At 69.0% G+C, this 21,750-nt stretch carries 19 protein-coding genes; 11 read left to right on the top strand and 8 right to left on the bottom strand.

The annotated features are described in order from the left end of the window. Nucleotides 1-181 precede the first annotated feature (181 nt). From EV691_RS19570 to EV691_RS19595, 6 genes are all read left to right on the top strand, one after another. Nucleotides 182-1,588: an NfeD family protein gene (locus EV691_RS19570; protein ID WP_131299595.1), complete on the top strand. Its 1,407-nt coding sequence runs from the start codon at nucleotides 182-184 to the stop codon at nucleotides 1,586-1,588. A gap of 1 nt (nucleotide 1,589) precedes the next feature. Beyond that, the gene (locus EV691_RS19575; RefSeq protein WP_039801663.1) at nucleotides 1,590-2,348 is read left to right on the top strand and encodes a slipin family protein; all 759 of its coding nucleotides are present in this window, start codon (nucleotides 1,590-1,592) and stop codon (nucleotides 2,346-2,348) included. Nucleotides 2,349-2,488: 140 nt separating this feature from the next. After that, a complete protein-coding gene (gene ald / locus EV691_RS19580) occupies nucleotides 2,489-3,610 on the top strand; it encodes an alanine dehydrogenase (RefSeq protein WP_131299598.1) in 1,122 nt (373 codons plus the stop codon). 127 nt (nucleotides 3,611-3,737) lie between these two features. After that, on the top strand, nucleotides 3,738-4,325 hold the full coding sequence (locus tag EV691_RS19585) for a TetR/AcrR family transcriptional regulator (protein ID WP_039801667.1): 588 nt from the start codon (nucleotides 3,738-3,740) through the stop codon (nucleotides 4,323-4,325). A gap of 48 nt (nucleotides 4,326-4,373) precedes the next feature. Continuing rightward, nucleotides 4,374-5,060, top strand: a complete 687-nt coding sequence (locus EV691_RS19590; protein WP_242672590.1) for a glutathione S-transferase N-terminal domain-containing protein — start codon at nucleotides 4,374-4,376, stop codon at nucleotides 5,058-5,060. Between the two features lie 13 nt (nucleotides 5,061-5,073). Beyond that, a complete protein-coding gene (locus tag EV691_RS19595) occupies nucleotides 5,074-5,763 on the top strand; it encodes a glutathione S-transferase N-terminal domain-containing protein (protein ID WP_089167066.1) in 690 nt (229 codons plus the stop codon). Between the two features lie 19 nt (nucleotides 5,764-5,782). Here the strand turns inward: EV691_RS19595 and EV691_RS19600 are convergent, their stop codons facing one another. Together EV691_RS19600 and mdtD are read right to left on the bottom strand one after the other, a co-directional pair. Then, nucleotides 5,783-7,654, bottom strand: a complete 1,872-nt coding sequence (locus EV691_RS19600; protein ID WP_242672591.1) for a diguanylate cyclase — start codon at nucleotides 7,652-7,654, stop codon at nucleotides 5,783-5,785. Nucleotides 7,655-7,843: 189 nt separating this feature from the next. Beyond that, on the bottom strand, nucleotides 7,844-9,265 hold the full coding sequence (mdtD, locus tag EV691_RS19605; protein ID WP_131299608.1) for a multidrug transporter subunit MdtD: 1,422 nt from the start codon (nucleotides 9,263-9,265) through the stop codon (nucleotides 7,844-7,846). A 165-nt stretch (nucleotides 9,266-9,430) separates the two neighbouring features. Between mdtD and EV691_RS19615 the strand changes: the two genes are divergently transcribed. Further along, a complete protein-coding gene (locus tag EV691_RS19615) occupies nucleotides 9,431-9,736 on the top strand; it encodes a hypothetical protein (protein WP_131299611.1) in 306 nt (101 codons plus the stop codon). Nucleotides 9,737-9,749: 13 nt separating this feature from the next. Beyond that, nucleotides 9,750-10,523, top strand: coding sequence for a TraX family protein (locus tag EV691_RS19620; protein ID WP_278250242.1), 774 nt, complete (start codon nucleotides 9,750-9,752; stop codon nucleotides 10,521-10,523). A 4-nt stretch (nucleotides 10,524-10,527) separates the two neighbouring features. On the opposite strand, the gene EV691_RS19625 is transcribed toward EV691_RS19620, so the two are convergent. Further along, nucleotides 10,528-11,418 carry an acyltransferase gene (locus EV691_RS19625; protein WP_131299614.1) on the bottom strand — a complete coding sequence of 297 codons (891 nt, stop codon included), beginning with the start codon at nucleotides 11,416-11,418 and terminating at the stop codon, nucleotides 10,528-10,530. A 213-nt stretch (nucleotides 11,419-11,631) separates the two neighbouring features. On the opposite strand from EV691_RS19625, the gene EV691_RS19630 reads away from it, so the two are divergent. Both EV691_RS19630 and EV691_RS19635 read left to right on the top strand, forming a co-directional pair. Beyond that, entirely contained in the window at nucleotides 11,632-11,901 is a 270-nt protein-coding gene (locus EV691_RS19630) for a DUF4212 domain-containing protein (RefSeq protein WP_039801687.1), read from the top strand. A 10-nt stretch (nucleotides 11,902-11,911) separates the two neighbouring features. Next, nucleotides 11,912-13,681: a sodium:solute symporter family protein gene (locus EV691_RS19635; RefSeq protein WP_131299617.1), complete on the top strand. Its 1,770-nt coding sequence runs from the start codon at nucleotides 11,912-11,914 to the stop codon at nucleotides 13,679-13,681. An 86-nt stretch (nucleotides 13,682-13,767) separates the two neighbouring features. Here EV691_RS19635 and EV691_RS19640 read toward each other — a convergent pair whose 3' ends face one another. The 3 genes from EV691_RS19640 to EV691_RS19650 form a co-directional block, all read right to left on the bottom strand. Beyond that, nucleotides 13,768-14,490: a 3'-5' exonuclease gene (locus EV691_RS19640; protein ID WP_131299620.1), complete on the bottom strand. Its 723-nt coding sequence runs from the start codon at nucleotides 14,488-14,490 to the stop codon at nucleotides 13,768-13,770. Next, on the bottom strand, nucleotides 14,487-16,424 hold the full coding sequence (locus EV691_RS19645; protein ID WP_131299623.1) for a DUF294 nucleotidyltransferase-like domain-containing protein: 1,938 nt from the start codon (nucleotides 16,422-16,424) through the stop codon (nucleotides 14,487-14,489). The genes EV691_RS19640 and EV691_RS19645 overlap by 4 nt, the downstream gene beginning before the upstream one ends. Nucleotides 16,425-16,678: 254 nt before the next feature. Next, nucleotides 16,679-18,853: a malate synthase G gene (locus EV691_RS19650; protein ID WP_131299625.1), complete on the bottom strand. Its 2,175-nt coding sequence runs from the start codon at nucleotides 18,851-18,853 to the stop codon at nucleotides 16,679-16,681. A gap of 305 nt (nucleotides 18,854-19,158) precedes the next feature. Between EV691_RS19650 and EV691_RS19655 the strand changes: the two genes are divergently transcribed. After that, on the top strand, nucleotides 19,159-19,677 hold the full coding sequence (locus EV691_RS19655; RefSeq protein ID WP_131299628.1) for a glycine cleavage system transcriptional repressor: 519 nt from the start codon (nucleotides 19,159-19,161) through the stop codon (nucleotides 19,675-19,677). A 6-nt stretch (nucleotides 19,678-19,683) separates the two neighbouring features. Here EV691_RS19655 and dsbG read toward each other — a convergent pair whose 3' ends face one another. Both dsbG and EV691_RS19665 read right to left on the bottom strand, forming a co-directional pair. Next, nucleotides 19,684-20,457, bottom strand: a complete 774-nt coding sequence (gene dsbG / locus EV691_RS19660) for a thiol:disulfide interchange protein DsbG (RefSeq protein ID WP_131299631.1) — start codon at nucleotides 20,455-20,457, stop codon at nucleotides 19,684-19,686. Nucleotides 20,458-20,687: 230 nt separating this feature from the next. After that, on the bottom strand, nucleotides 20,688-21,662 hold the full coding sequence (locus EV691_RS19665) for a serine/threonine protein kinase (protein WP_131255480.1): 975 nt from the start codon (nucleotides 21,660-21,662) through the stop codon (nucleotides 20,688-20,690). Nucleotides 21,663-21,750 lie beyond the last annotated feature (88 nt).

Genomic DNA, 21,750 nt, shown 5'->3' on the forward strand with positions numbered 1-21,750 from the left:
CCCCAACCAGACGCCGGATAGATTTAGGCAAGCCAAACACCCATCGCTGGTCAGTATTGCAAAAACGGGGGTGACCATAGATTTATGGATCGCTTTCGCTACTCGTAGTATAGGCAGTTGCCAAGAAGCTCCCCTGCCTCGTCTATCCTTTCCCCATCCACACGCCTTAGTCGGGGACACCATGCCCGCTTTCGCCCGTTGTCTGCGCCGGGCCCTGGCGCTGATGTTGCTGCTGGCCGCGTTGCCGGCGCCCGCCGTCCCCCCGCCGGTCACGGTGCTGACGGTGGATGGGGCGATCGGTCCGGCCAGCGCCGACTACCTGATCCGCGGTTTGGCCCGAGCCGAGAAGGAGGGCGCGCAGCTGGTGGTGATCAACATCGACACCCCCGGCGGGCTAGACACCTCGATGCGCTCGATTATCAAGGCGATCCTCGCCAGTCCCGTGCCGGTGGCCAGCTACGTCGCGCCGAGCGGCGCGCGGGCAGCCAGCGCCGGCACTTACATCCTCTATGCCAGCCATATCGCCGCCATGGCGCCAGGTACCAACCTCGGCGCGGCGACCCCGGTACAGATCGGCGGCCTGCCCGGCACGCCGCCGCAGCAGCCGGGCCGGCCGCCGGCAGAGGACAAGGATGACAAGACCGGCAAGGCGCCGGCACCCGGCGGCGAGCCGGCCGACGCCCTGAGCCGCAAGCAGATCAACGACGCCGCCGCCTACCTCCGCGGCCTCGCCCAGCTGCGCGGGCGCAATGTCGAGTGGGCCGAGCAGGCGGTGCGCGAGGCGGTCAGCCTGTCCGCCCGGGAAGCCCTGGAGCTGAAGGTGATCGACCACCAGGCGGCCGACCTGCCGGATCTGCTGCGCCAGGTCGACGGCAAGCGCTACGCGGTGGCCGAGGGCATGGTGGCCCTGCAGACCGCCGGTGCCGAGCTGGTCCACCATGCACCGGACTGGCGCACCCGGCTGCTGGCGGTGATCACCAACCCCAGCGTGGCGCTGATTTTGATGATGCTCGGTGTCTACGGGCTGTTCTTCGAGTTTTCCAGCCCGGGCTTCGGCCTCGGCGGGGTGCTCGGCGGCATCTGCCTGATCCTCGCCCTCTACGCCCTGCAGCTGCTGCCGGTGAGTTACGCCGGAGTCGGGCTGATCCTGCTCGGCATCGCCTTCATGGCGGCCGAGGCCTTCCTGCCCAGCTTCGGCGTGCTCGGCATCGGTGGGGTGGCGGCCTTTGTCATCGGCGCGCTGATCCTGATCGATACCGAGGTGCCTGGCTTCGGCATCCCGCTGCCCCTGATCCTGACCTTGGCTGTCGTCAGCGCCGGGCTGATCGCCGTCATCCTCAGCATGGCGATGAAGGCACGCCACCGTGCGCTGCAGGGCGGCGACGCCGGGCTGGTCGGCAGCCTGGCGGCGGTGACCGCGGTCGAGGTCGGTGACCCGCTGGCCGGCTGGGTGCAGTTGCAGGGCGAGCGCTGGCAGGTGCGCAGCCCGCAGCCGCTGCAGCCCGGCCAGGTGGTCCGCGTGGTGGCCCGCCAGGGGCTGCTGCTGGAGGTGGCGGCGGCCGAGCAACCTACTCCACGAGGAGACTGACATGGGCTTCGAACTGAGTTTTGGTTTCATCCTGGCGCTGCTGGTGGCGCTGCTGCTGTCGGCGTTTCGTATCCTGCGCGAGTATGAGCGCGGCGTGGTGTTCCAGCTCGGCCGCTTCTGGAAGGTCAAGGGGCCGGGGCTGATCATCCTCATCCCGGGCGTCCAGCAGATGGTGCGGGTCGACCTGCGGACCATAGTGCTGGACGTGCCGACCCAGGACGTGATCTCTCGCGACAACGTCTCGGTGAAGGTCAACGCGGTGATCTACTACCGGGTGCTCGATGCGCAGAAGGCGATCATCCAGGTCGAGGACTACCACGCGGCGACCAGCCAGCTGGCGCAGACCACCCTGCGCTCTGTGCTCGGCAAGCATGAGCTGGACGACATGCTGGCCGAGCGCGAGCGGCTCAACGCCGACATCCAGCAGGTGCTCGACGCGCAGACCGACGCCTGGGGCATCAAGGTAGCCAACGTGGAGATCAAGCACGTCGACCTCGACGAGTCGATGATTCGCGCCATCGCCAAGCAGGCCGAGGCCGAGCGCGAGCGGCGGGCCAAGGTGATCCATGCCGAGGGCGAGCTGCAGGCCTCGGAAAAGCTCATGCAGGCTGCGGAAATGCTCGGCCGCGAGTCCGGCGCCATGCAGTTGCGCTACATGCAGACCCTCGGCGCCATCGCCGGCGACAAGAGCTCGACCATCGTCTTTCCAATGCCCATCGAGTTGCTGCCGCTGCTCAAGGAGCGCGAGAAGAAGGTCTGAGCGCACGGGCTGCCTTCGCCGGCAGGCTGCCGGTTTTCCTGCGACACTGAAAAGGCAGGTTCAGACAATCGAGGAGTCGGATTGCTGGACGACAGCCGTCGAGGAACGACAGGCAATGCCCGCCGGGCGAGGAGACTGCCATGCGCATCGGGATACCCACGGAACTCAAGAACCACGAATACCGGGTCGGCCTGACGCCGTCCTCGGTGGCCGAGCTGACCGCCCTTGGCCACGAGGTCTGGGTCGAGAGCCAGGCCGGCGCCGCCATCGGCTTCGCCGACACCGACTACCGGGCCGCTGGGGCGCACATCGCCACGGATGCCGCGGTGCTCTACGAAACCGCCGAGCTGATCGTCAAGGTCAAGGAGCCGCTGGCCGAGGAGCGCGCCCGCCTGCGCCCGCACCATACCCTGTTCACCTACCTGCACCTGGCCCCGGACCGGATGCAGACCGACGACCTGCTGGCCAGCGGCGCCACCTGCATCGCCTACGAGACGGTCAATGACGCCCAGGGGCGCCTGCCGCTGCTGGCGCCGATGTCCGAGGTCGCCGGGCGTATGGCGATCCAGGCCGGCGCCCATTGCCTGGAAAAGGCCCAGGGTGGGCGCGGCGTGCTGCTCGGTGGGGTGCCCGGGGTGCCGGCCGGCAAGGTGGTGATCCTCGGCGGCGGGGTGGTGGGCAGCCAGGCGGTGGCCATGGCTGTCGGCCTGGGCGCGGACGTCACCGTGCTGGACCGCAGCCTGGACGCCCTGCGCCGGCTGGATGCCCAGTACGGCAACCGCATCGCCACCCTGCACGCCACGAGGGCGGCGGTGTACGAACAGGTGCTGGCGGCGGACCTGGTGATCGGCGCGGTGCTGGTCCCCGGCGCGGCGGCACCCCGACTGATCAGCGCGGCGATGGTCGCGCGGATGAAGCCCGGCGCGGTGCTGGTGGACGTGGCCATCGACCAGGGCGGCTGCGCCGAGACCTCGCGCCCGACCACCCATGCCGAGCCGACCTTCGTGGTCGACGGGGTGGTGCACTATTGCGTGGCGAACATGCCCGGCGCGGTGGCGCGCACCTCGACCCTGGCGCTGAACAACGCGACCCTGCCGTTTGTCGTCGCCCTGGCGGAGAAGGGCGTGCGCGGCGCCCTGGAGGACGACCCGCACCTACGCAATGGTCTCAATGTGGCCCGCGGCCAGCTCACCTGCGCCAGCGTGGCCGAGGCCCACGGCCTGCCGTACCGCAACGCCGCCGAGCTGCTGGCGCGGCTGTAGGAGCGAATTTATTCGCGACCCAGGCAGCGTCCCGGTCGCGGGTAAACCTGCTCCGGTCCGGCCTCCCCTTCGTCGGAGGTCGTGCGCCCGGTTTGACTTGCGAACCGATCGGTCCTAAATTCGCCCCATGAACCGTGGACGCCCCCGTACCTTCGATCCGGAGCAGATGCTCGAACAGGCCATGCAGGTGTTCTGGCAGTGCGGCTATGAAGCCACCTCGCTGCAGGACCTGCTGGCGGCGACCGGCCTGTCGAAGAGCAGCCTGTACCAGACCTATCCGAGCAAGCGCGCGCTGTTCGAGGCGGCGCTGCGCCATTACTGCGCCCAGCGCCGCCGCGAGCTGTGCGAGCGGCTGCAGGCGGCGGTCTCGCCGCGCGAATTCCTGCGCAGCTGGCTGCTCTGTGCCCTGGAGGCGGAGCGCGCCGGCGAGACGCCGCGCGGCTGCCTGCTGGTCAATGTGGCCAGCGAGTTCTCCCAGGCCGACCCGGAGATTGCCGCCTTGCTGCGCAGTGGCATCGAGGGGCTGCGTCAGGTACTGGGCGAAGCCCTGCTGCGCGCCCAGGCCTGCGGCGAGCTGGACGCGTCGGCCGATGTGCCGGCGCTGGCCGGCTATCTGCTGTGCGTGATGAGCGGCCTGCGCATCCAGCGCAAGGCGGGAGCCTCGGCGGAGATGCTGCATGCGGCGATCGAGGTGGCCTTGGGTTGCCTCCGGTGATGGTTTGCCTGTTTTTGGACCGATAAGTCCCAATCGAAGGAGATGGACATGCGCGAACTGTACGAACTCTGCGGAACCGCCCCCGAGGTGGTGTTCTCCCCCTACTGCTGGCGGGTGCGCCTAGCCCTGGCGCACAAGGGGCTCGACTTCGTCAGCCGCCCGGTGCGCTTCACCGACAAGGAAGCCCTGGCCTTCTCCGGCCAGAAGCTGGTGCCGGTACTGCGCGATGGCGAAACCACGGTCCACGACAGCCTGGCGATCTTTCGCTATCTCGACGAGCGGTACCCCGAGCACAGCCTGCTCGGCGGCGCGTCGGGCGAAAGCCGCCTGCGGCTGATCGACCAGCTGATCGCCCAGGACCTGCGCCCGGCGCTGTTCCGCCTGCTGGTGCTGCACATCCTGGCGTGCCTCGACCCGGCCGACCGCGACTATTTCCGCCAGAGCCGCGAGAAGAGCTTGGGTATGTCGCTGGAAGCCTTCGCCGACCGCGAGGCCGGGCAGGCGCAGCTGGCACGGGCGCTGCAGCCGCTGAACGCGCAGCTGGCCTGGCACCGCTGGCTGGACGGGGCGGCACCGGGTGGCGCCGACTACCTGATCGGTGGCTTCTTCTTCTGGGCCTGGAGCCTGGGCGAGCAGCCCTGGCCCGAGGATTCGCCGGTCGGCGCCTGGTTCCGCCGCCTGCTGGCCTTCTGCGAGGAACGCCTGGGGCCGGTGCAGCGCGCCGCCGCCGTCTGAGGAGGACACGCTGATGATCGATCTCTATTACTGGACCACCCCCAACGGTCACAAGATCACCATCTTTCTGGAGGAAACCGGGCTGGACTACCGCCTGCGCCCGGTGCACATCGGCAAGGGCGAGCAGTTCGCCCCCGAATTCCTGAAGATCGCCCCGAACAACCGGATTCCGGCCATCGTCGACCAGGCCCCGGCCGACGGCGGCGGGCCGCTGGCGCTGTTCGAGTCCGGCGCCATCCTCGAATACCTGGCCGACAAGAGCGGGCGCTTCCTGCCCAGGGAAACCCGCCCGCGCTTCCAGGTGCTGCAGTGGCTGTACTGGCAGATGGGCGGGCTGGGGCCGATGGCCGGGCAGAACCACCACTTCGTCCGCTACGCGCCGGAGCCGATTCCCTATGCCATCGAGCGCTACGTGAAGGAGACCGCGCGCCTGTACGGGGTGCTCGACCGCCAACTGCAGGGCCGCGACTACGTGGCCGGCGACTACTCCATCGCCGACATGGCGATATACCCCTGGGCCAAGCTCTGGGAAGGGCAGCGCCAGCGCCTCGAGGACTTCCCGAACATGGCCGCCTGGCTCGAGCGCATGGCTGCGCGGCCGGCGGTGCAGCGCGCCTACGCCATGGCCGAGCAGGTCAACGCCGACCCCGGCGCATTGCTCACCGACGAGGCGCGCCGGCTGCTGTTCGGTCAGGGACGCTGACTCGGGGACGCCGAGGGTCTCAGCCCGGCCGGTAGGCCGGGTGCGGCGGCAGCTCGTCGTCAGCCCGCTGGATGCGGCTGCGTCCGCCGGCCTTGGCCCGGTACATCGCCTGGTCGGCCTCGCGCAGCAGTTTTTCGTGGCTCTGTCCGCGGCAGATGCTGATGCCGATGCTGGCACTCAGGCTGACCTGCGCATCGCCCAGCTGCACCGGCTGGCTGAGCGAGTGGAGGATGCGCTCGGCCAGGGCCTGGGCCTGTTGCTCGGAGCCGATGGCCTCGCAGACCAGCACGAATTCGTCGCCGCCCAGGCGGGCGACCAGGTCGGTGGTGCGGGCGCTGGCCTGCAGGCGGCCGGCGACCTGCAGCAGCAACTGGTCGCCGGCGGCATGGCCGTGGCGGTCGTTGATCGCCTTGAAACCGTCGAGGTCGATCAGGATCAGGGCGAGCAGCTCCTGCTTGCGCTGGGCGCGCTGCCAGGCCTGGGTCAGGCGCTGGTTCAGGCCGATGCGGTTGGCCAGGCCGGTGAGCGGGTCCTGCAGGGCCATGGCGCTGAGGCGTGCGTTGGCCTCGGCGAGGGCGGCGGTGCGCTCGGCGACCCGCCGCTCGAGCACGCGCTCCTGTTCCTGCAGGGCCTTGAGGGCTTCCTGCTGGCTGCGCAGGACGGCCTCGCGGGCTTCCAGCTTGAGGCGCTTGAGCTCGCTCAGGCGCGCTGCCAGGCCGAAGGAGAGCAGCAGCATCTCCAGCGCCGAGCCGAGCTGGACGCTGTTGGCGGTGAACAGGTTGCTCGGCAGCAGGGTGAAGTTGCGCAACGCCATGAGCAGCGCTCCGCTCATCAGCGTCAGCTCGGCGAGCACGAAGATGCGCGCCCCCGGCGAGCCCCGCAGCAGCCCGGCCAGGCCGCAGCCGAGCAGCAGCAGGATGCCGCCGATGCTGGTCAGGGAGAGCGTCTGCAGCGCTCGGTCGACCGGCAGCAGCAGCGCGCCCAGGACCACGCCGAAGTGCAGGGCGCAGGCCTGGCCGAGCAGGCGGTGCCAGTGCGGCAGGGCGTGGCGGGTATCGAGGAACTCGCGGGTGAACAGGGTGCCCAGGGCCACGGCGAGGGCGAGGAACAGCGGCAGGAGGCGATTCTCCAGCTCACTGCCGGCGGTCCACAGGTACTGGGCGCCGAGGCCCGAGTGGGCGAGCATGCCGCCGCCCAGGCTGGCGGCGAACAGTACGTAGAGCAGGAAATTGCGCTCACGCAGGACGAGGAACAGCAGCAGGTTGTAGCTGCACAGGGCGACCAGCATGGCCATGTAGCTGGTCTGCACCATCAGGTTCAGTCGGCTGTGGCGGGCGAAGGCGGCGCTTTCCCAGAGTTGCGCGTCGAGGGTCAGGGTGCCGCTCGACTGGGCGCGGAAGAACAGGCTGCGCTGCTCGCCGGGGGCCAGGCGCACGGTGAAGGCCGGCGACAGGTGGGCGCTGTCGCGTCGTGCGGCGGGCACCTGGTCGCCGCCCAGCAGGGGCTCGTCGGCGGCGCCGAACAGCTCGATGCGGTCGAGCGAGGGATAGACGAACTCGATCTGCCAGTCGCGGACCTCCGCCGCGCGCGACTCGAGGTCCAGGCGCAGCCAGACGATGTCGCGGGTGTAGCCGAGGTTCAGGTCATGGCGCTCGGCCAGCGGGGCGAACGCCCGGCCACCGGCCATGATGTCCCCGGCCTGCAGCGTGCCAGCAGGGTCGCGCAGCAGCTGCAGGTGGGGACGCAGGTCCACGGACCGCTCGCTGCCGTCCAGCTGCAGGGCGGCCGGCTCGTCCGACTGGCTGGCGGCGACCGGCGGCGACCCGCAAAGCAGGGTCAGCAGCACGGCCAGGCGCGCGCCGATCCGCCAGCGAGGGAAGGTACCGCCCATTCCGTTCGGGGGCTGGCCCCCGCGTGCTGACAAAGCCATCAACGACTCGCTTCCCTGACTCCTCAAGGCTGGATCGACCGTCGGGCGGAGCCGGGGCCTTGCTGGCATCGCCAGGGGCGCTTCCGTGGGCTTCGCCGAACCCTCACCAGCAGTGAAGAACGGAACGGCCTATCTCGCCAGTCGCCAGGATCAATCGGATAGCTCGTCGTGACGCCGTCCGGGACGGCCGTCCTCGGGGCGCAGCTGGAAGAACAGGGCGGCGCCGAACATCGCCAGCAGTCCGACGCAGACGTAGGTGACCTGGAAGGCGGCGAGCAGCGAGGCGCCGTGGGCGGCGCCGTCCGCGCTGAAGCCGCTGAGCAGGGCGGCGCCGATGCCCACGCCGAGGCTCATCGACAGCTGGACCACCACCGACAGCAGGCTGTTGCCACTGCTGGCGTCGCGGGTCGGCAGGTCGATCAGGGCGACGGTGTTCATCGCCAAGAACTGCAGGGAGTTCACCGTGCCGATCAGCCCCAGGTGCAGGAGCAGCAGCGCATAGGGCGTGTCGCCGTCGACCAGCGCCAGGCTGGCCAGCAGGGCGCCGATCAGCAGGGTGTTGCCGACCAGTACCCGGCGGTAGCCGAGGCGCTCGATCAACCGCGGCGCCAGCGGCTTCATGGCCATCGAGCTCAGCGCCACGGGGACCATCGCCATCCCCGCCTGGCTCGGCGAATAGCCCAGGCCCAGTTGCAGCAGCAGCGGGGTGAGGAAGGGCAGGGCGCCGCTGCCCAGGCGGGTGAACAGGTTGCCGAGCACGCCGATGGCGAAGCTGTGGGTGCGAAACAGCCCGGGCGAGAACAGCGGCTCCTCGGCAAAGGTGGCGCGCAGCCAGTAGGCGGCCAGGCAGGCCAGCCCGGCGAGCAGCAGCAGCACCACGCGGGCATGCGGCAGGTGCAGTTCGCCGAGCCCTTCCAGGGCGATGCTGATCAGCAGCATGGCGGCACCGAACAGCAGGAAACCCGGGGTATCGAAGCGCGTCCGCTCCACCCCGCGCAGGTCGGGCATCAGGCGCACGGCGACCAGACAGCCGAGCAGGCCGACCGGCAGGTTGAGCAGGAAGATCCAGTGCCAGCTGGCGTACTCCACCAGCCAGCCGCCCAGCGGCGGGCCGAGCAGCGGGCCGAGCAGCGCCGGCATGGTGACGAAGCTGAGCACCCGCACCAGCTCCGTGCGCGGATAGGCGCGCAGCACCACCAGCCGGCCCACCGGCATCATCAGCGCGCCGCCGAAGCCCTGCAGCACGCGCGCGGCGACCAGCTGCAGCAGCGAGTCGGAGAGCGCGCAGAGCAGCGAGCCGAGGGTGAACAGCAGGATCGAGCCGAGGAACACCCGGCGGGTGCCGAAGCGGTCGGAGATCCACCCGGAGGCCGGCATCAGCACCGCCACGCTGAGCATGTAGGCGATCACCACCGACTGCATGCGCAGCGGGTCCTCGGCCAGATCCAGGGCCATCGCCGGCAGCGCGGTGTTGAGGATGGTGCCGTCGAGCATCGGCATGAACTGGGCGGTGGCGATGATCCAGGGCAGCAGGCGGGCGGTGCGGGGGGAGAGCGGCAAGGCGGTGGGCATGGGGTGTCCTGGCTGGAATGCCCGTGCAGTTTAGGGCCTGACGGCGAAGATTTCCCGACCGCATTGCCGGCGGCCGGCCATCCGTCTTGTGCAACCGGCGATGATCTTCTATGACTTGAAGATCCGCGTCCGCGGGCTCGTCCGAAGAGGAAAAGGAGATCAGCGATGCGTCCTCTCTCTCTGACCGTCCTCCTGCTGGCCTGCGCCGGCGCCCTGCCGGCGGTCGCCGGCGAGTGGCCCGGCGGTGCCCGCGAGGCGTTCATCCGCGACTGCATGGTCGGCGCCATGGCCCGCCACAAGGAGGGCCCGGCGCGGCACTACTGCGAGTGCTCGGCCGACCGCGTCGCCGCCGAGTTCAGCAGCGCCGAGCTGCGCCAGCTGCAGGGCGCAGACCAAGTGCCTGCGCCGATGCAGGAGCGTCTGCTCGCTACCTCCAGCAATTGCCTGTCGCTGCTCAATCCGGCGCAGTGAGAGCCGGCGCGCGGTGCCGCCCCTGAGGCTGGCGGCCGGCGCGGAGCGCCTCGTCGGGCCGTTCGCGGCGCGCGAGGCTGCGCTCGACCTGCTCAAGTGGCTGGCGTTCGCCAGCATGCTGCTCGACCATCTGCGCCTGGTCTGGCCGGCGCGGATCTGGCTGTACGTGCCGGGACGCCTGGCGTTTCCCTTCTTCTGCCTGATTGTCGCCGTCAACCTGGCCCGACCCCGTGCCGGGCCGCCGCGCCGCACGGCCCTGGCCCGCTACCTCGGCTGGCTGCTGCTCTTCGCCCTGCTTTCCGAGTGGCCCTACCGGCTGCTGGTCGGCTCGCCGGACAGCTTCAACGTGCTGCCGACCCTGGCGCTCGGCCTGCTGCTGGCCAATGCCGCGCGCCCGTGCCCGCCGGCCGAGCGCCTGCTCGGCGTCGCCGCCCTGGGGCTGGCGCTGGCACTGCACGAGCGGCTGATGTTCGGCGCCTGCGGCGCGCTTCTGCCGGCCGCCTTCCTGCTCGCCCTGCAGCGTCCGCGCTGGGGCTGGCTGCTGCCGGCGGGGCTGACGGTCATGGCCAACTACTGGCCGGCGCTCTACATCGATGCGCGGCTCGGCCAGCCCTTCGCCCTCGCGGTGATCCTCGCCTGTTTCCTCGCCGCGCCCCTGGGGCTGCTCCTGCTGCGGCTGGCGCCCGGCCTTCCGGTGCCGCCGCTGCGGCGCTGGGCCTATGCCTTCTATCCGGGGCATTTCCTGCTGCTCCACGGGCTGCGCGAGTGGCTGCAGAGGGGCGGCTGAAGGGTCAGGCCGGCGCGCCGTGCAGGCGGGCGATGCGCGCGTCCTTCTCCTCCCACAGGCGCGTCACCCAGGCCTGCACGTACTGACGAAAGTCCGCATCGTTCTGGTAGTCGCCCTGCCAGAGGGCCGGGTCCAGCTCGCGGATCCGGATGTCGACGATCACCCGCGGCACCTGGCCGCTGATCAGTTCCCAGAAGCCGGGAATGCGCCGGCCCGGATAGACCAGGGTGACATCCAGCAGCGCATCCAGCTGCGGGCCGAGGCTGGCGAGGGCGAAGGCCAGGCCGCCGGCCTTGGGTTTCAGCAGGTAGCGGTAGGGCGAGGCCTGCTGGGCGTGCTTGAGCGGCGTGAGGCGGGTGCCTTCCAGGTAGTTGACCAGCGTGACCGGGATATGGCGAAAGCGCGCGCAGGCGCGCCGGGTGATTTCCAGGTCCTCGCCGCGCCTCTCCGGATGGCGCTCCAGGTAGGCCCTGGAGTGGCGCTTCATGAAGGGGTAGTCGAGGGCCCAGAAGGCCAGTCCCAGGAAGGGTATCCAGATCAGCTCCTGCTTGAGGAAGAACTTGAAGAAGGGCACCCGGCCGCCGAGGGCCTCCAGCAGCGCGGGAATGTCCACCCAGCTCTGGTGGTTGCAGACCAGCAGGTAGGAGCGGTCGCGGCGCAGCCCGGCGCTGCCGCGGATATCCCAGACGGTGGGGATGAGCCTGGCGAAGATCCGCTTGCCGATCTCCAGCCAGTGCTCGGCGCACCACATCACCCCGCGCGCGCAGGCCGCCCGCAGGCGACGGCCGGGCAGGATCAGGCGGAGCAGGGCGAGCAGCAGCAGCGGGACGATCATCAGCAGGGTGTCGATCACCAGCAGCAGGAGGACGCCAAGGGCGGTGAACAGCGGACGCATGGAGAATCCTTGTCGGAGGGCCGGGCGCATCATAAGCCCGGCGCGAGTGGAGCGCAGCGTTTCGCCCGAACGGGGCAGGGCAGCCGCTGGCGGAAAGGATTCGCCGGGCCGGTCGGCCGGCGCGGCTTTTCCCATACCAAAGTCGTAGAGCGAGGCTTCCGTGCCCTGCTAGCTTCAAGAGGCCATAACAAAAACAATTAGGAGTACTGCACCATGTCGTCCCAAAACCGGCCAGAAGCCGCACAGGCTTACTGGCAAGAAAACCTGCGCTTGATGTTGATACTGCTGGCCATCTGGTTCTTCATCTCGTTCGGCTGCGGCATCCTGTTCGTCGAGCAGCTCAATGCCATCCGCTTCTTCGGCTTCCCGCTCGGCTTCTGGTTCGCCCAGCAGGGCTCCATCTTCGGCTTCCTCGGTCTGATCGCCTTCTACGTGTGGAAGATGAACCAGCTCGACCGCAAGCACGATTTCCACGAAGACTGAGGCGCCGAGCATGGATACCCAAACCCTGATCTACCTCATCGTCGGTGCGACCTTCGCGCTGTACATCGGCATCGCGCTCTACACCCGCGCCGGCTCCACCAGCGAGTACTACGTCGCCAGCAAGGGCGTGCATCCGGTGCTCAACGGCATGGCCACCGGTGCCGACTGGATGTCGGCGGCCTCCTTCATCTCCATGGCCGGCATCATCTCCTTCGTCGGCCTGGATGGCAGCGTCTACCTGATGGGCTGGACCGGCGGCTACGTGTTGCTGGCGATGTGTCTGGCGCCCTACCTGCGCAAGTTCGGCAAGTTCACCGTGCCGGACTTCATCGGTGCGCGCTACTACTCGTCCACCGCACGTCTGGTGGCGGTGATCTGCGTGATCTTCATTTCCTTCACCTACGTGGCAGGCCAGATGCGTGGTGTCGGCATCGTGTTCTCCCGCTACCTGGAAGTGGACATCAACATCGGCGTGATCATCGGCATGGCCATCGTGTTCTTCTATTCCGTGCTCGGCGGCATGAAGGGCATCACCTACACCCAGGTGGCGCAGTACTGTGTGATGATGTTCGCCTACATGGTGCCGGCGATCTTCCTGTCGATGATGCTGACCGGCAACCCCATTCCGCAGCTGGGCTTCGGCAGCACCGTGCTGGGCAGCGACACCTACCTGCTGGACAAGCTGAACGGCCTGGGTACCGAGCTGGGCTTCAACATCTATACCGACGGTACCAAGTCCACCATCGACGTGTTCTTCATCACCATGGCGCTGATGGTCGGCACCGCCGGCCTGCCCCACGTGATCGTGCGCTTCTTCACCACCCCGACGGTGCGTGATGCGCGCAAGTCCGCTGCCTGGGCCCTGCTGTTCATCGCCATCCTCTACACCACTGCACCGGCGGTGGCCGCCTTCGCCCGCACCAACCTGCTGACCAGCATTCCGAATGTGAGCTATTCCGAAGTGCCGGGTTGGTTCAAGAACTGGGAGAACGCCGGTCTGGTGGCCTGGCTGGACAAGAACGACGACGGCAAGATCCAGTACGGCCCGGGCGCACCGTTCGCCGGTGCGCCGACCTTCGACAAGACGCCGGGCGAGCACGGCGAGCGCCTGGTGACCAACGCCCCGACCCCGGCCGCCACCGAGCTGTACGTGGACCGCGACATCATGGTTCTGGCCAACCCGGAAATCGCCAACCTGCCGGGCTGGGTGATCGCCCTGATCGCCGCCGGCGGCCTGGCCGCCGCGCTGTCCACCGCCGCGGGGCTCTTGCTGGTGATCTCCACCTCGATCTCCCACGACCTGCTGAAGAGCACGCTGATGCCGAACATCGGCGAGAAGCAGGAGCTGCTGGCCGCCCGTATTGCCGCCGGGGTGGCGGTGGTGGTGGCGGGCATCTTCGGCATCTATCCGCCGGCCTTCGTCGCCCAGGTGGTGGCGTTCGCCTTCGGTCTGGCCGCGGCCTCGTTCTTCCCGGCCATCGTCCTGGGGATCTTCTCCAAGCGGGCGAACAAGCAGGGGGCGATCGCCGGCATGATCGTCGGTCTGGCGTTCACCTTCGCCTATATCGTCTACTTCAAGTTCATCAACCCGTCGCTGGACACTGCCGAGCACTGGTGGTTCGGCATCTCCCCGGAAGGGATCGGCACCCTGGGCATGATCTTCAACGTGGTCGTGACCTACGCGGTGTCGATGATCACCGCCCCGCCGCCGGCGCAGATCCAGGAGCTGATCGAGGACATCCGCATCCCGCGTGGTGCCGGTGCCGCGATCGCCCACTGATCGCCCGGGCTGGAAAAGAACCGGCGCCCCTGCGGCGCCGGTGCTTTTTTGCCTGCAAAAAACGGTTCGCGGCGGGGCAGCCTGGCTCAGATCGAATGGCGGGCGGCGCGCTGCGAGCGATGCCAGCGGCCGACGCGCTGGCCCAGTTCGTGGAGGTTGTCCAGACCCATGCGCCGGGCGCGGTTGAACAGGATCAGGGCGATCTCGGCGGTGGCCAGGGCATCGGCCGAAGCATGGTGGCGCTGCGGCATGTCGAGCCGGAAATACTCGATCCACTGGTCCAGGCCGCCCGGGTGGACGAGGGCCTCGGGGAACAGCATGGGCGCCAGGTCGGCGACGTCGAGAAACGGATGGCGCAGCGTGTAGCCCAGCTCGTCCTTCAGCGCGCGGCCCAGCATGCGCTGGTCGAAGGGCGCGTGGAAGGCAAGGAACACGCAGTCGCTGGCGTATTCCATGAACTGCAGCAGCGCCTCGGCCGGGGCGGTGCCGCCGGCCAGGGCGCTGGGCGCGATGCCGTGGATCAGCACGCTCTCGGTGACGGTCTTCAGCCGGCGCTGCAGGGTGCATTCGAACTGGTGGGCCAGGTCGATGGCGTCGTTCTCGACGAGCACGGCGCCGATCGACAGGACGATGTCGCGGTTGACGTTGAGGCCGGTGGTCTCCAGGTCGAGCACCACGAAGCGTTGGGCGTGCAGCGGGCGGCTGTCCAGGTGCGGCGCCGTCGGCAGGCGCCGCAGGCGCCGCCGCTGGCCGTCATCGAGCGGCGGTCTACCGGTGCCCAGGGAGGACAGGAAGGCGAACGGATTCATAGTTGATATCGCATGCCCAAGCGGCTCTGCAGGTGCTGCGCCTGGCGGAAGGATTCCCGCAGTATGCGCTGGTCGAGATTGTTGAGGGTATCCGGATCGAGGCGGTTGCCGAGCGCGTGGCCTTCACGCTGCTGGCGCTGGTGGTGCTGCATGCGCATCAGCTGGATGAAGTGGTAGGCCTCCTCGTAGGATGCCGCGTCCTTGGCTTCGATCACCCCCTTGGCCGCTAGCTGGCGGAAGCGCTCGAGGGTGTTGCTGTCGTGGATGCCGTTGGCCAGGGCGAGGATGCGCGCACCGTCGACGAAGGGCGTCAGGCCCTCGACCTTGAGGTCCAGGGTGTCCTTCTCGGCGCCGTGGCTGGCCACCACGAAGTCGCGCAGGAAGCGGCCGATCGGCGGGCGGTGCTGCATGGCGTTGGTGGCCATCATGCGCTGGAACAGGCTGTTTTCGGCGATCATCTCCAGCAGGTTGTCGAAAAGCTCGCGGCAGCCCTGGGTCGGCCCCCAGACCGGGCGCAGGTCGAAGAAGATCGTCGAGCGCAGCAGGTTCTCGCCGTTCGGCGACTGGATGATGCCGCCGAAGCGGCGCAGCCATTCCTGGCGCGACAGGCACAGCTCGGGATTGCCGGCCATGATGTTGCCCTTGCACAGGCTGAAGCCGCACTGGTCGAGGGCCTGGTTGATCGCGCGGGCCAGCGGCAGCAGGCGTTGGCGGATCGCTTCGGCCTCGGTGGGGCTGTCGGCCTCGAAGAGGATGCCGTTGTCCTGGTCGGTGTGCAGGGTCTGCTCGCGGCGCCCCTCGCTGCCGAACGCCAGCCAGGTGAAGGGCACGCCCGGATCGCCGTGCTTCTCCAGCATCAGCTCGATCACCCGGCTCACGGTGTGGTCGTTGAGCTGGGTGATGATGCGGGTCAACTGCGCCGGGCTGGCGCCGTGGGCGAGCATGTTGTCGATCAGGTGGGCGATCTCGCCGCGCAGCGCCGCCAGCACGGCCACGCTGCCGGCGCTGCTGAGGGTGCGCGCCAGGTGCACCAGGTCGACGCGCTGCAGGGAGAACAGGTCGCGCTCGGAAACCACCCCCACCAGACGGTCGTGCTCGACCACGCAGATGTGCGCGATGTGCTGCCGGGTCATAGTCAGGGCGGCGTCGAAGGCGGTGGCCGAGGGCGGCAGGCGGGCCGGGTCGGGGGTCATCAGCTGGTCAAGCGGCTGGGCGAGATCGCCGCTGCCCTCGGCGATCACCCGGCGCAGGTCGTGCAGGGTGAAGATGCCGATCGGGTACTCGGCCGCATCGACCATCACCAGGCTGCCGACGTGGTGCTCGTTCATCAGTCGCACCGCTTCGCGCAGGCTGGTGCCGGCGGTGCAGGAAATCGGTCGGCGCGCCGCCAGTTCTGCGAGGCGGGTATCCAGCGAGTACTGCGCGCCGAGGGTTTCCGCGGCCTTGAGCTGGACCTGCTGGTTGACCAGGTCGAGCAGGCTGCTGACCCCGCGCAGGGCGAAGTCGCGGAACGGATCGGAGCTGGTCAGCAGCTTGGCGAAGGCCTGGCGTTCGAGGAGCAGGCAGAAGGTGTCCTCGGCGGCGATGTAGTCGGTGCGCGTCGGCCGTTCGCCGACCATCGCCGCCACCGGGAAGCATTCGCCCGGGGCGACCTCCATGGTGGTGTCGATGCCGTTGCCGGAGAGGCTCGGGCGCTGGCCGAGGACATGGCCCTGCTTGATGATGTGCAGGTGCTCGACCCGCCCGTCGGCCGGCTTGACGATGGAGTCGCCCGCCGCATAGAAGCGCAGCCGGCAGTGCTCCACCAGATAGGCCAGATGGCTGCTTTCCATCTGGTCGAACGGCGGATACTGGAGGAGGAACTGCATGGTGCCCTGGATGTTCTGCATGACCGCGGTCTTGCCGGTCTCGGCGAAGGCGTCCGTCTTGCTCATCGGTGTTCTCCTTGAGAGGGCTGGATGTCCGCCTTCAATTCTGACACGCAGGCAGCGAGCAGGGCGCCGCCAGTCGGGCCGCGGCGATTGACGGCGGACAGGGAGAGCGCGGATTTCCAGTCGGGGCCGGCAGCGCATCCGGGCGCAGAAAGGAGAGCGCCGCGCACCCTCCTGCCGGGGAAACGGGAGGAGGGTGCGCGGCGCGGGATGGAGCGCCGGCTGGCGCCCCGGGTTGGCATCCTTGCCGGAGGGGTTCAGAGACCGTGCTTGGCCTTGAATTCGCGACGGCGGCGGTGCAGCACCGGCTCGGTGTAGCCGTTGGGCTGCCTGGTGCCTTCGACCACCAGTTCGACGGCAGCCTGGAAGGCCACGCCGTCGAAGTTCGGCGCCATCGGACGATACAGCGGGTCGTTGGCGTTCTGACGGTCGACGATCACCGCCATGCGCTGCATGGTTTCCATGACCTGCTCGAGGGTGCACACGCCGTGGCGCAGCCAGTTGGCGATGTGCTGGCTGGAGATGCGCAGGGTGGCGCGGTCTTCCATCAGGCCGACGTCGTTGATGTCCGGCACCTTGGAGCAGCCGACGCCCTGGTCGATCCAGCGCACCACGTAGCCGAGGATGCCCTGGGCATTGTTGTCCAGCTCCTGCTGGATCTCGGCGGCCGACCAGTCGGTGTTCGGCGCCAGCGGGATGCTCAGGATGTCGTCCAGCGAGGCGCGCTCGCGCTTGGCCAGCTCCTGCTGGCGGGCGAACACGTCGACCTTGTGGTAGTGCAGGGCGTGCAGGGCGGCGGCGGTCGGCGACGGCACCCAGGCGGTGTTGGCGCCGGCCAGCGGGTGGACGATCTTCTGCTCGAGCATGGCGGCCATCAGGTCGGGCATGGCCCACATGCCCTTGCCGATCTGCGCGCGGCCGGACAGGCCGCAGGCCAGGCCGTTGTCGACGTTCCAGTTCTCGTAGGCCTTGATCCAGGCGGCGTTCTTCATCTCGCCCTTGCGGATCATCGGACCGGCTTCCATGGAGGTGTGCAACTCGTCGCCGGTGCGGTCGAGGAAGCCGGTGTTGATGAACACCACGCGCTCGCGGGCGGCCTTGATGCAGGCCTTGAGGTTGACCGTGGTGCGCCGCTCCTCGTCCATGATGCCGACCTTGAGGGTGTTGCGGGTCAGGCCGAGGACGTCCTCGACGCGGCCGAACAACTCGTTGGTGAAGGCGACTTCCTCGGGGCCGTGCATCTTCGGCTTGACGATGTACACGCTGCCGGTGCGGCTGTTCTTGCGGCTGGTGTTGCCCTTGAGGTTGTGGATGGCGATCAGGCTGGTGAACAGCGCGTCCTGGATGCCTTCCGGCACCTCGTTGCCGTCCTTGTCGAGGATCGCGTCGTTGGTCATCAGGTGGCCGACGTTGCGCACGAACAGCAGGGAGCGGCCGTGCAGGGTCAGCGCGCCGCCGCCCACCGCGGTGTACTCGCGGTCCGCGTTCATGGTGCGGGTGAAGGTGCTGCCACCCTTGGCCACTTCCTCGGCCAGGTCGCCCTTCATCAGGCCCAGCCAGTTCTTGTAGGCGATGACCTTGTCGTCGGCATCGACGGCGGCCACGGAGTCTTCGCAGTCCATGATGGTGGTCAGCGCGGCTTCCATCAGCACGTCCTTCACGCCGGCGGCGTCGGTCTTGCCGATCGGGCTCTGCGGGTCGATCTGGATCTCGAAGTGGATGCCGTTGTGCTTGAGCAGCACGGCCTTGGGCGCGGCCGCCTCGCCCTGGAAGCCGACCAGCTGGGCGGGGTTCTTCAGGCCGGTGGCGTTGCCGCCCTTGAGGGCGACGACCAGCTTGCCGCCGTCGATGCGGTAGCCGGCGGCGTCGACGTGCGAGGCGCCTTCCAGCGGCGCGGCCTCGTCGAGGAAGGCGCGGGCGAAGGCGATGACCTTGTCGCCGCGAACCTTGTTGTAGCCCTGGCCCTTCTCGGCGCCACCTTCTTCCGGGATGGCGTCGGTGCCGTACAGGGCGTCGTACAGCGAACCCCAGCGGGCGTTGGCGGCGTTCAGGGCGAAGCGCGCGTTCATGATCGGCACCACCAGCTGCGGGCCGGCCATGCGGGCGATCTCGTCGTCGACGTTCTCGGTGCTGGCGACGAAATCCTCGGGTTCCGGCAGCAGGTAGCCGATTTCCCGCAGGAAGGCCTTGTAGGCCACGGCGTCGTGGCCCTGGCCGGCGCGGGCCTGGTGCCAGGCGTCGATCTTCGCCTGCAGTTCGTCGCGCTTGGCCAGCAGGGCGCGGTTCTTCGGAGCCAGGTCGTGGATGACATTGGCGGCGCCGGCCCAGAAGGCGGCGACATCGACGCCGGTGCCGGGGATGGCTTCGGCATTGATGAAGTCATACAGGACTTTGGCGACTTGCAGGCCGCCGACTTGAACGCGCTCGCTCATGTTTGCCTCGTTTTCAGTTGGATTCCGGATCGCACCGGGACGGCGCCCGTTCGTTTTGTAGTGCGTGGCGCAGCATACTACATAAAGGCCGCGGGGAAAGCTGTGTCGCAGAGGGCGGCCTACGACGAAAGTCCGACGGCAGCGCATCGCGGCCGTCCGGAGCGGCCGGCAGGCGGCGCCGTGCCTATACTCCGGAGGATGCGCCTTTCGCCCTTGCGTCCTCGTGCGGGACACGAGTCTGGCAGACCGGCGCGTCCGCCGCTAACCGAGACGGGACGCGCGCCCGCCAGCAGGAGGAGACGACAGTGGAGCATCTGGTACTGACGGTAATCGCCCGGGACAAGCCGGGGCTGGTGGAACAGCTCGCCCAGTGCATCGCCGGGCATGGCGGCAACTGGCTGGAAAGCCGCATGGCGCGCATGGCCGGGCAGTTCGCCGGCATCCTGCGGGTGGCCGTGCCCGAGGCGGCGCACGGTGATCTTTCCGCCGCGCTGCACGAACTGGAGAGCCAGGGCATCCGCGTGCTGCTGGCGCCGAGCGGCGAGGAGCCGGCCAGCGCCTGGCGCTCGATCCAGCTCGAGCTGGTCGGCAACGACCGCCCCGGCATCGTCCGCGACATCACCCGCCTGCTCGCCGAGCACGGCGTCAACCTGGAAAGCCTGGACACCGAGGTGGCGCCGGCGCCGATGAGCAGCGAGATGCTGTTCCATGCCCAGGCCCAGCTGGCGGTGCCGACGGAGCTGTCGCTGGAGCTGTTGCAGCAGCGCCTGGAAACCCTGGCCGACGACCTGATGGTCGAGCTGATCCTGCGTCCGGACGATTAGGGTCGGCTATTTCGGCCCGAGGATCTGCGCCAGCGCCTCCGGATCGGGGGCGCCTTGCTGTTGCTGCAGGCGTCCCTGGTCGTCCAGGTAGAAGATCGCCGGGGTCGCCATCGCGCCCAGGGCGTTCATCAGCTCGAGGTTGTCCTCCAGCCGCTCGTTCGTCTGTGCCGGAATCTCTGCCAGGGGCTTGAGGGTGCTGGCCTTGCCGGCGGCTTCATGGGCGTGCAGCGCCTGTTCCGGCTGTCCGGCGGCAAGCAGCGCGGCGGCCTTGCCGGCGCTGTCGGCGCGCAGGATGCCGACCAGGATGTGCCGTAGCTGCACCTTGCCGGACTCGACCCAGGGCCGCGCCTGCTGCCAGAACAGCGTGCAGTAGGGGCAGTTCGGGTCGGAGAACAGGTAGACGATGCGCGGCGCCGTGGCGCTGCCGTCGGCGATCCAGCCGCTGCGCTCCATGCGCGCCCACATTTCCTTGCCCAGCGGCGCATAGACCAGTTTTTCCAGCTGCGGCCGGGTCAGGTCCTGGCCCTGGGCGTCGAGCAGGTTGCCGATCAGCACGTGCTGTCCGTCGGGAGTCAGGTAGAGGGCCATGCCCTGGCCGTTGTAGCGGGCGGCATAGCCCTTCAGGCCGCCCGGCGCCTCGAAGCTGCCGACGATCTCGGCACCGCGCGCCTCGGCAGCCCTGATCGGGGCCGGCAGCTCCTCGGTGCTCAGGGCTGCTGCCGGCAGGGCCAGCAGGCTCAGGCCGGCGAGCAGGAAGGGGAGGCGCTCGAAAAGCATCATGGCTGGGAATCCTCGTGCATTCGGAGGTGGAAAATGAGCGGCGCCGGCGTCTTGCGCGCCGTGAGGTGAATGCCTCTGTGGACAAGCCGGGGAGCATTGGCTGCGGGCCTTGCAGTGCCAGGCCCGCAGGGCTTGCGCGAAAAGCGTACAGGGTCGGGCTCGGGCGTCGGCGCTGTCTGTCCGTCGTGCGGGATCTTTCCCGGGGCGCGGCCGCAAAGCCCGGCCCCGGCTCAGAACAGCCGCAGCGGCTCCTCGTCCAGTGCCGCGCGCTGCTCGCGCAGGGTGAGGATCTGCTCGCCCCAGTAGCGCTCGGTGCCGAACCAGGGAAAGCTCGGCGGGAACGCCGGGTCGTCCCAGCGCCGCGCCAGCCAGGCGCTGTAGTGGATCAGGCGCAGGGCGCGCAGGCCCTCGATCAGCGCCAGCTGGCGCGGGTCGAAGTCGTGGAACTCCTGGTAGCCGTCCATCAGCTCGGCGAGCTGGCCGAGGCGCTCCTGGCGGTCGCCGGCGAGCATCATCCACAGGTCCTGCACCGCCGGGCCCATGCGGCAGTCGTCGAGGTCGACGATATGGAAGGCGTCGTCGCGGCACAGCAGGTTGCCCGGGTGGCAGTCGCCGTGGATGCGGATCGTCCGGTAGCTCGTCGAGCCGAACAGGGCGTCGAGGCGCGCCAGCAGGTCGCGGGCCACCGACTCGTAGGCCGGCAGCAGGCTTTTCGGGATGAAGCCGCCGTCGAGCAGGGTGGCCAGCGAGTCGTGGCCGAAGTTGGCCACCGTCAGCTCCTCGCGGTGCTCGAACGGCCGGCTCGCGCCCACCGCATGCAGGCGGCCGAGCAGGCCGCCGAGGCGGTACAGCTGGTCCAGGTTGCCCGGCTCCGGCGCGCGGCCGCCGCGGCGGGGGAACAGGGCGAAGCGAAAGCCGGCGTGCTCGAACAGGGTTTCGCCGTCCCTGGCAAGCGGCGCCACCACCGGCACCTCGCAGTCGGCCAGCTCCAGACTGAAGGCGTGCTCCTCGCGGATCGCCGCGTCGCTCCAGCGCTGCGGCCGGTAGAACTTGGCGATCAGCGGCTGCTCGTCCTCGATGCCGACCTGGTAGACGCGGTTCTCGTAGCTGTTCAGCGCCAGCACGCGGGCGTCGCTGAGATAGCCGAGGCTCTCCACGGCGTCGAGGACCAGGTCGGGGGTGAGGGAATCGAAGGGATGGGACATGGGACGCTCCGAGGACTATGGTCCACAGTCTAGCGGCTGGGCGGGGGTGCTGTATCGGGGGCCCGGGATTGCCGCTCCGTGGGCCGAC

It is taken from the genome of Azotobacter chroococcum (genome assembly GCF_004339665.1).
GTDB lineage: Bacteria > Pseudomonadota > Gammaproteobacteria > Pseudomonadales > Pseudomonadaceae > Azotobacter > Azotobacter chroococcum.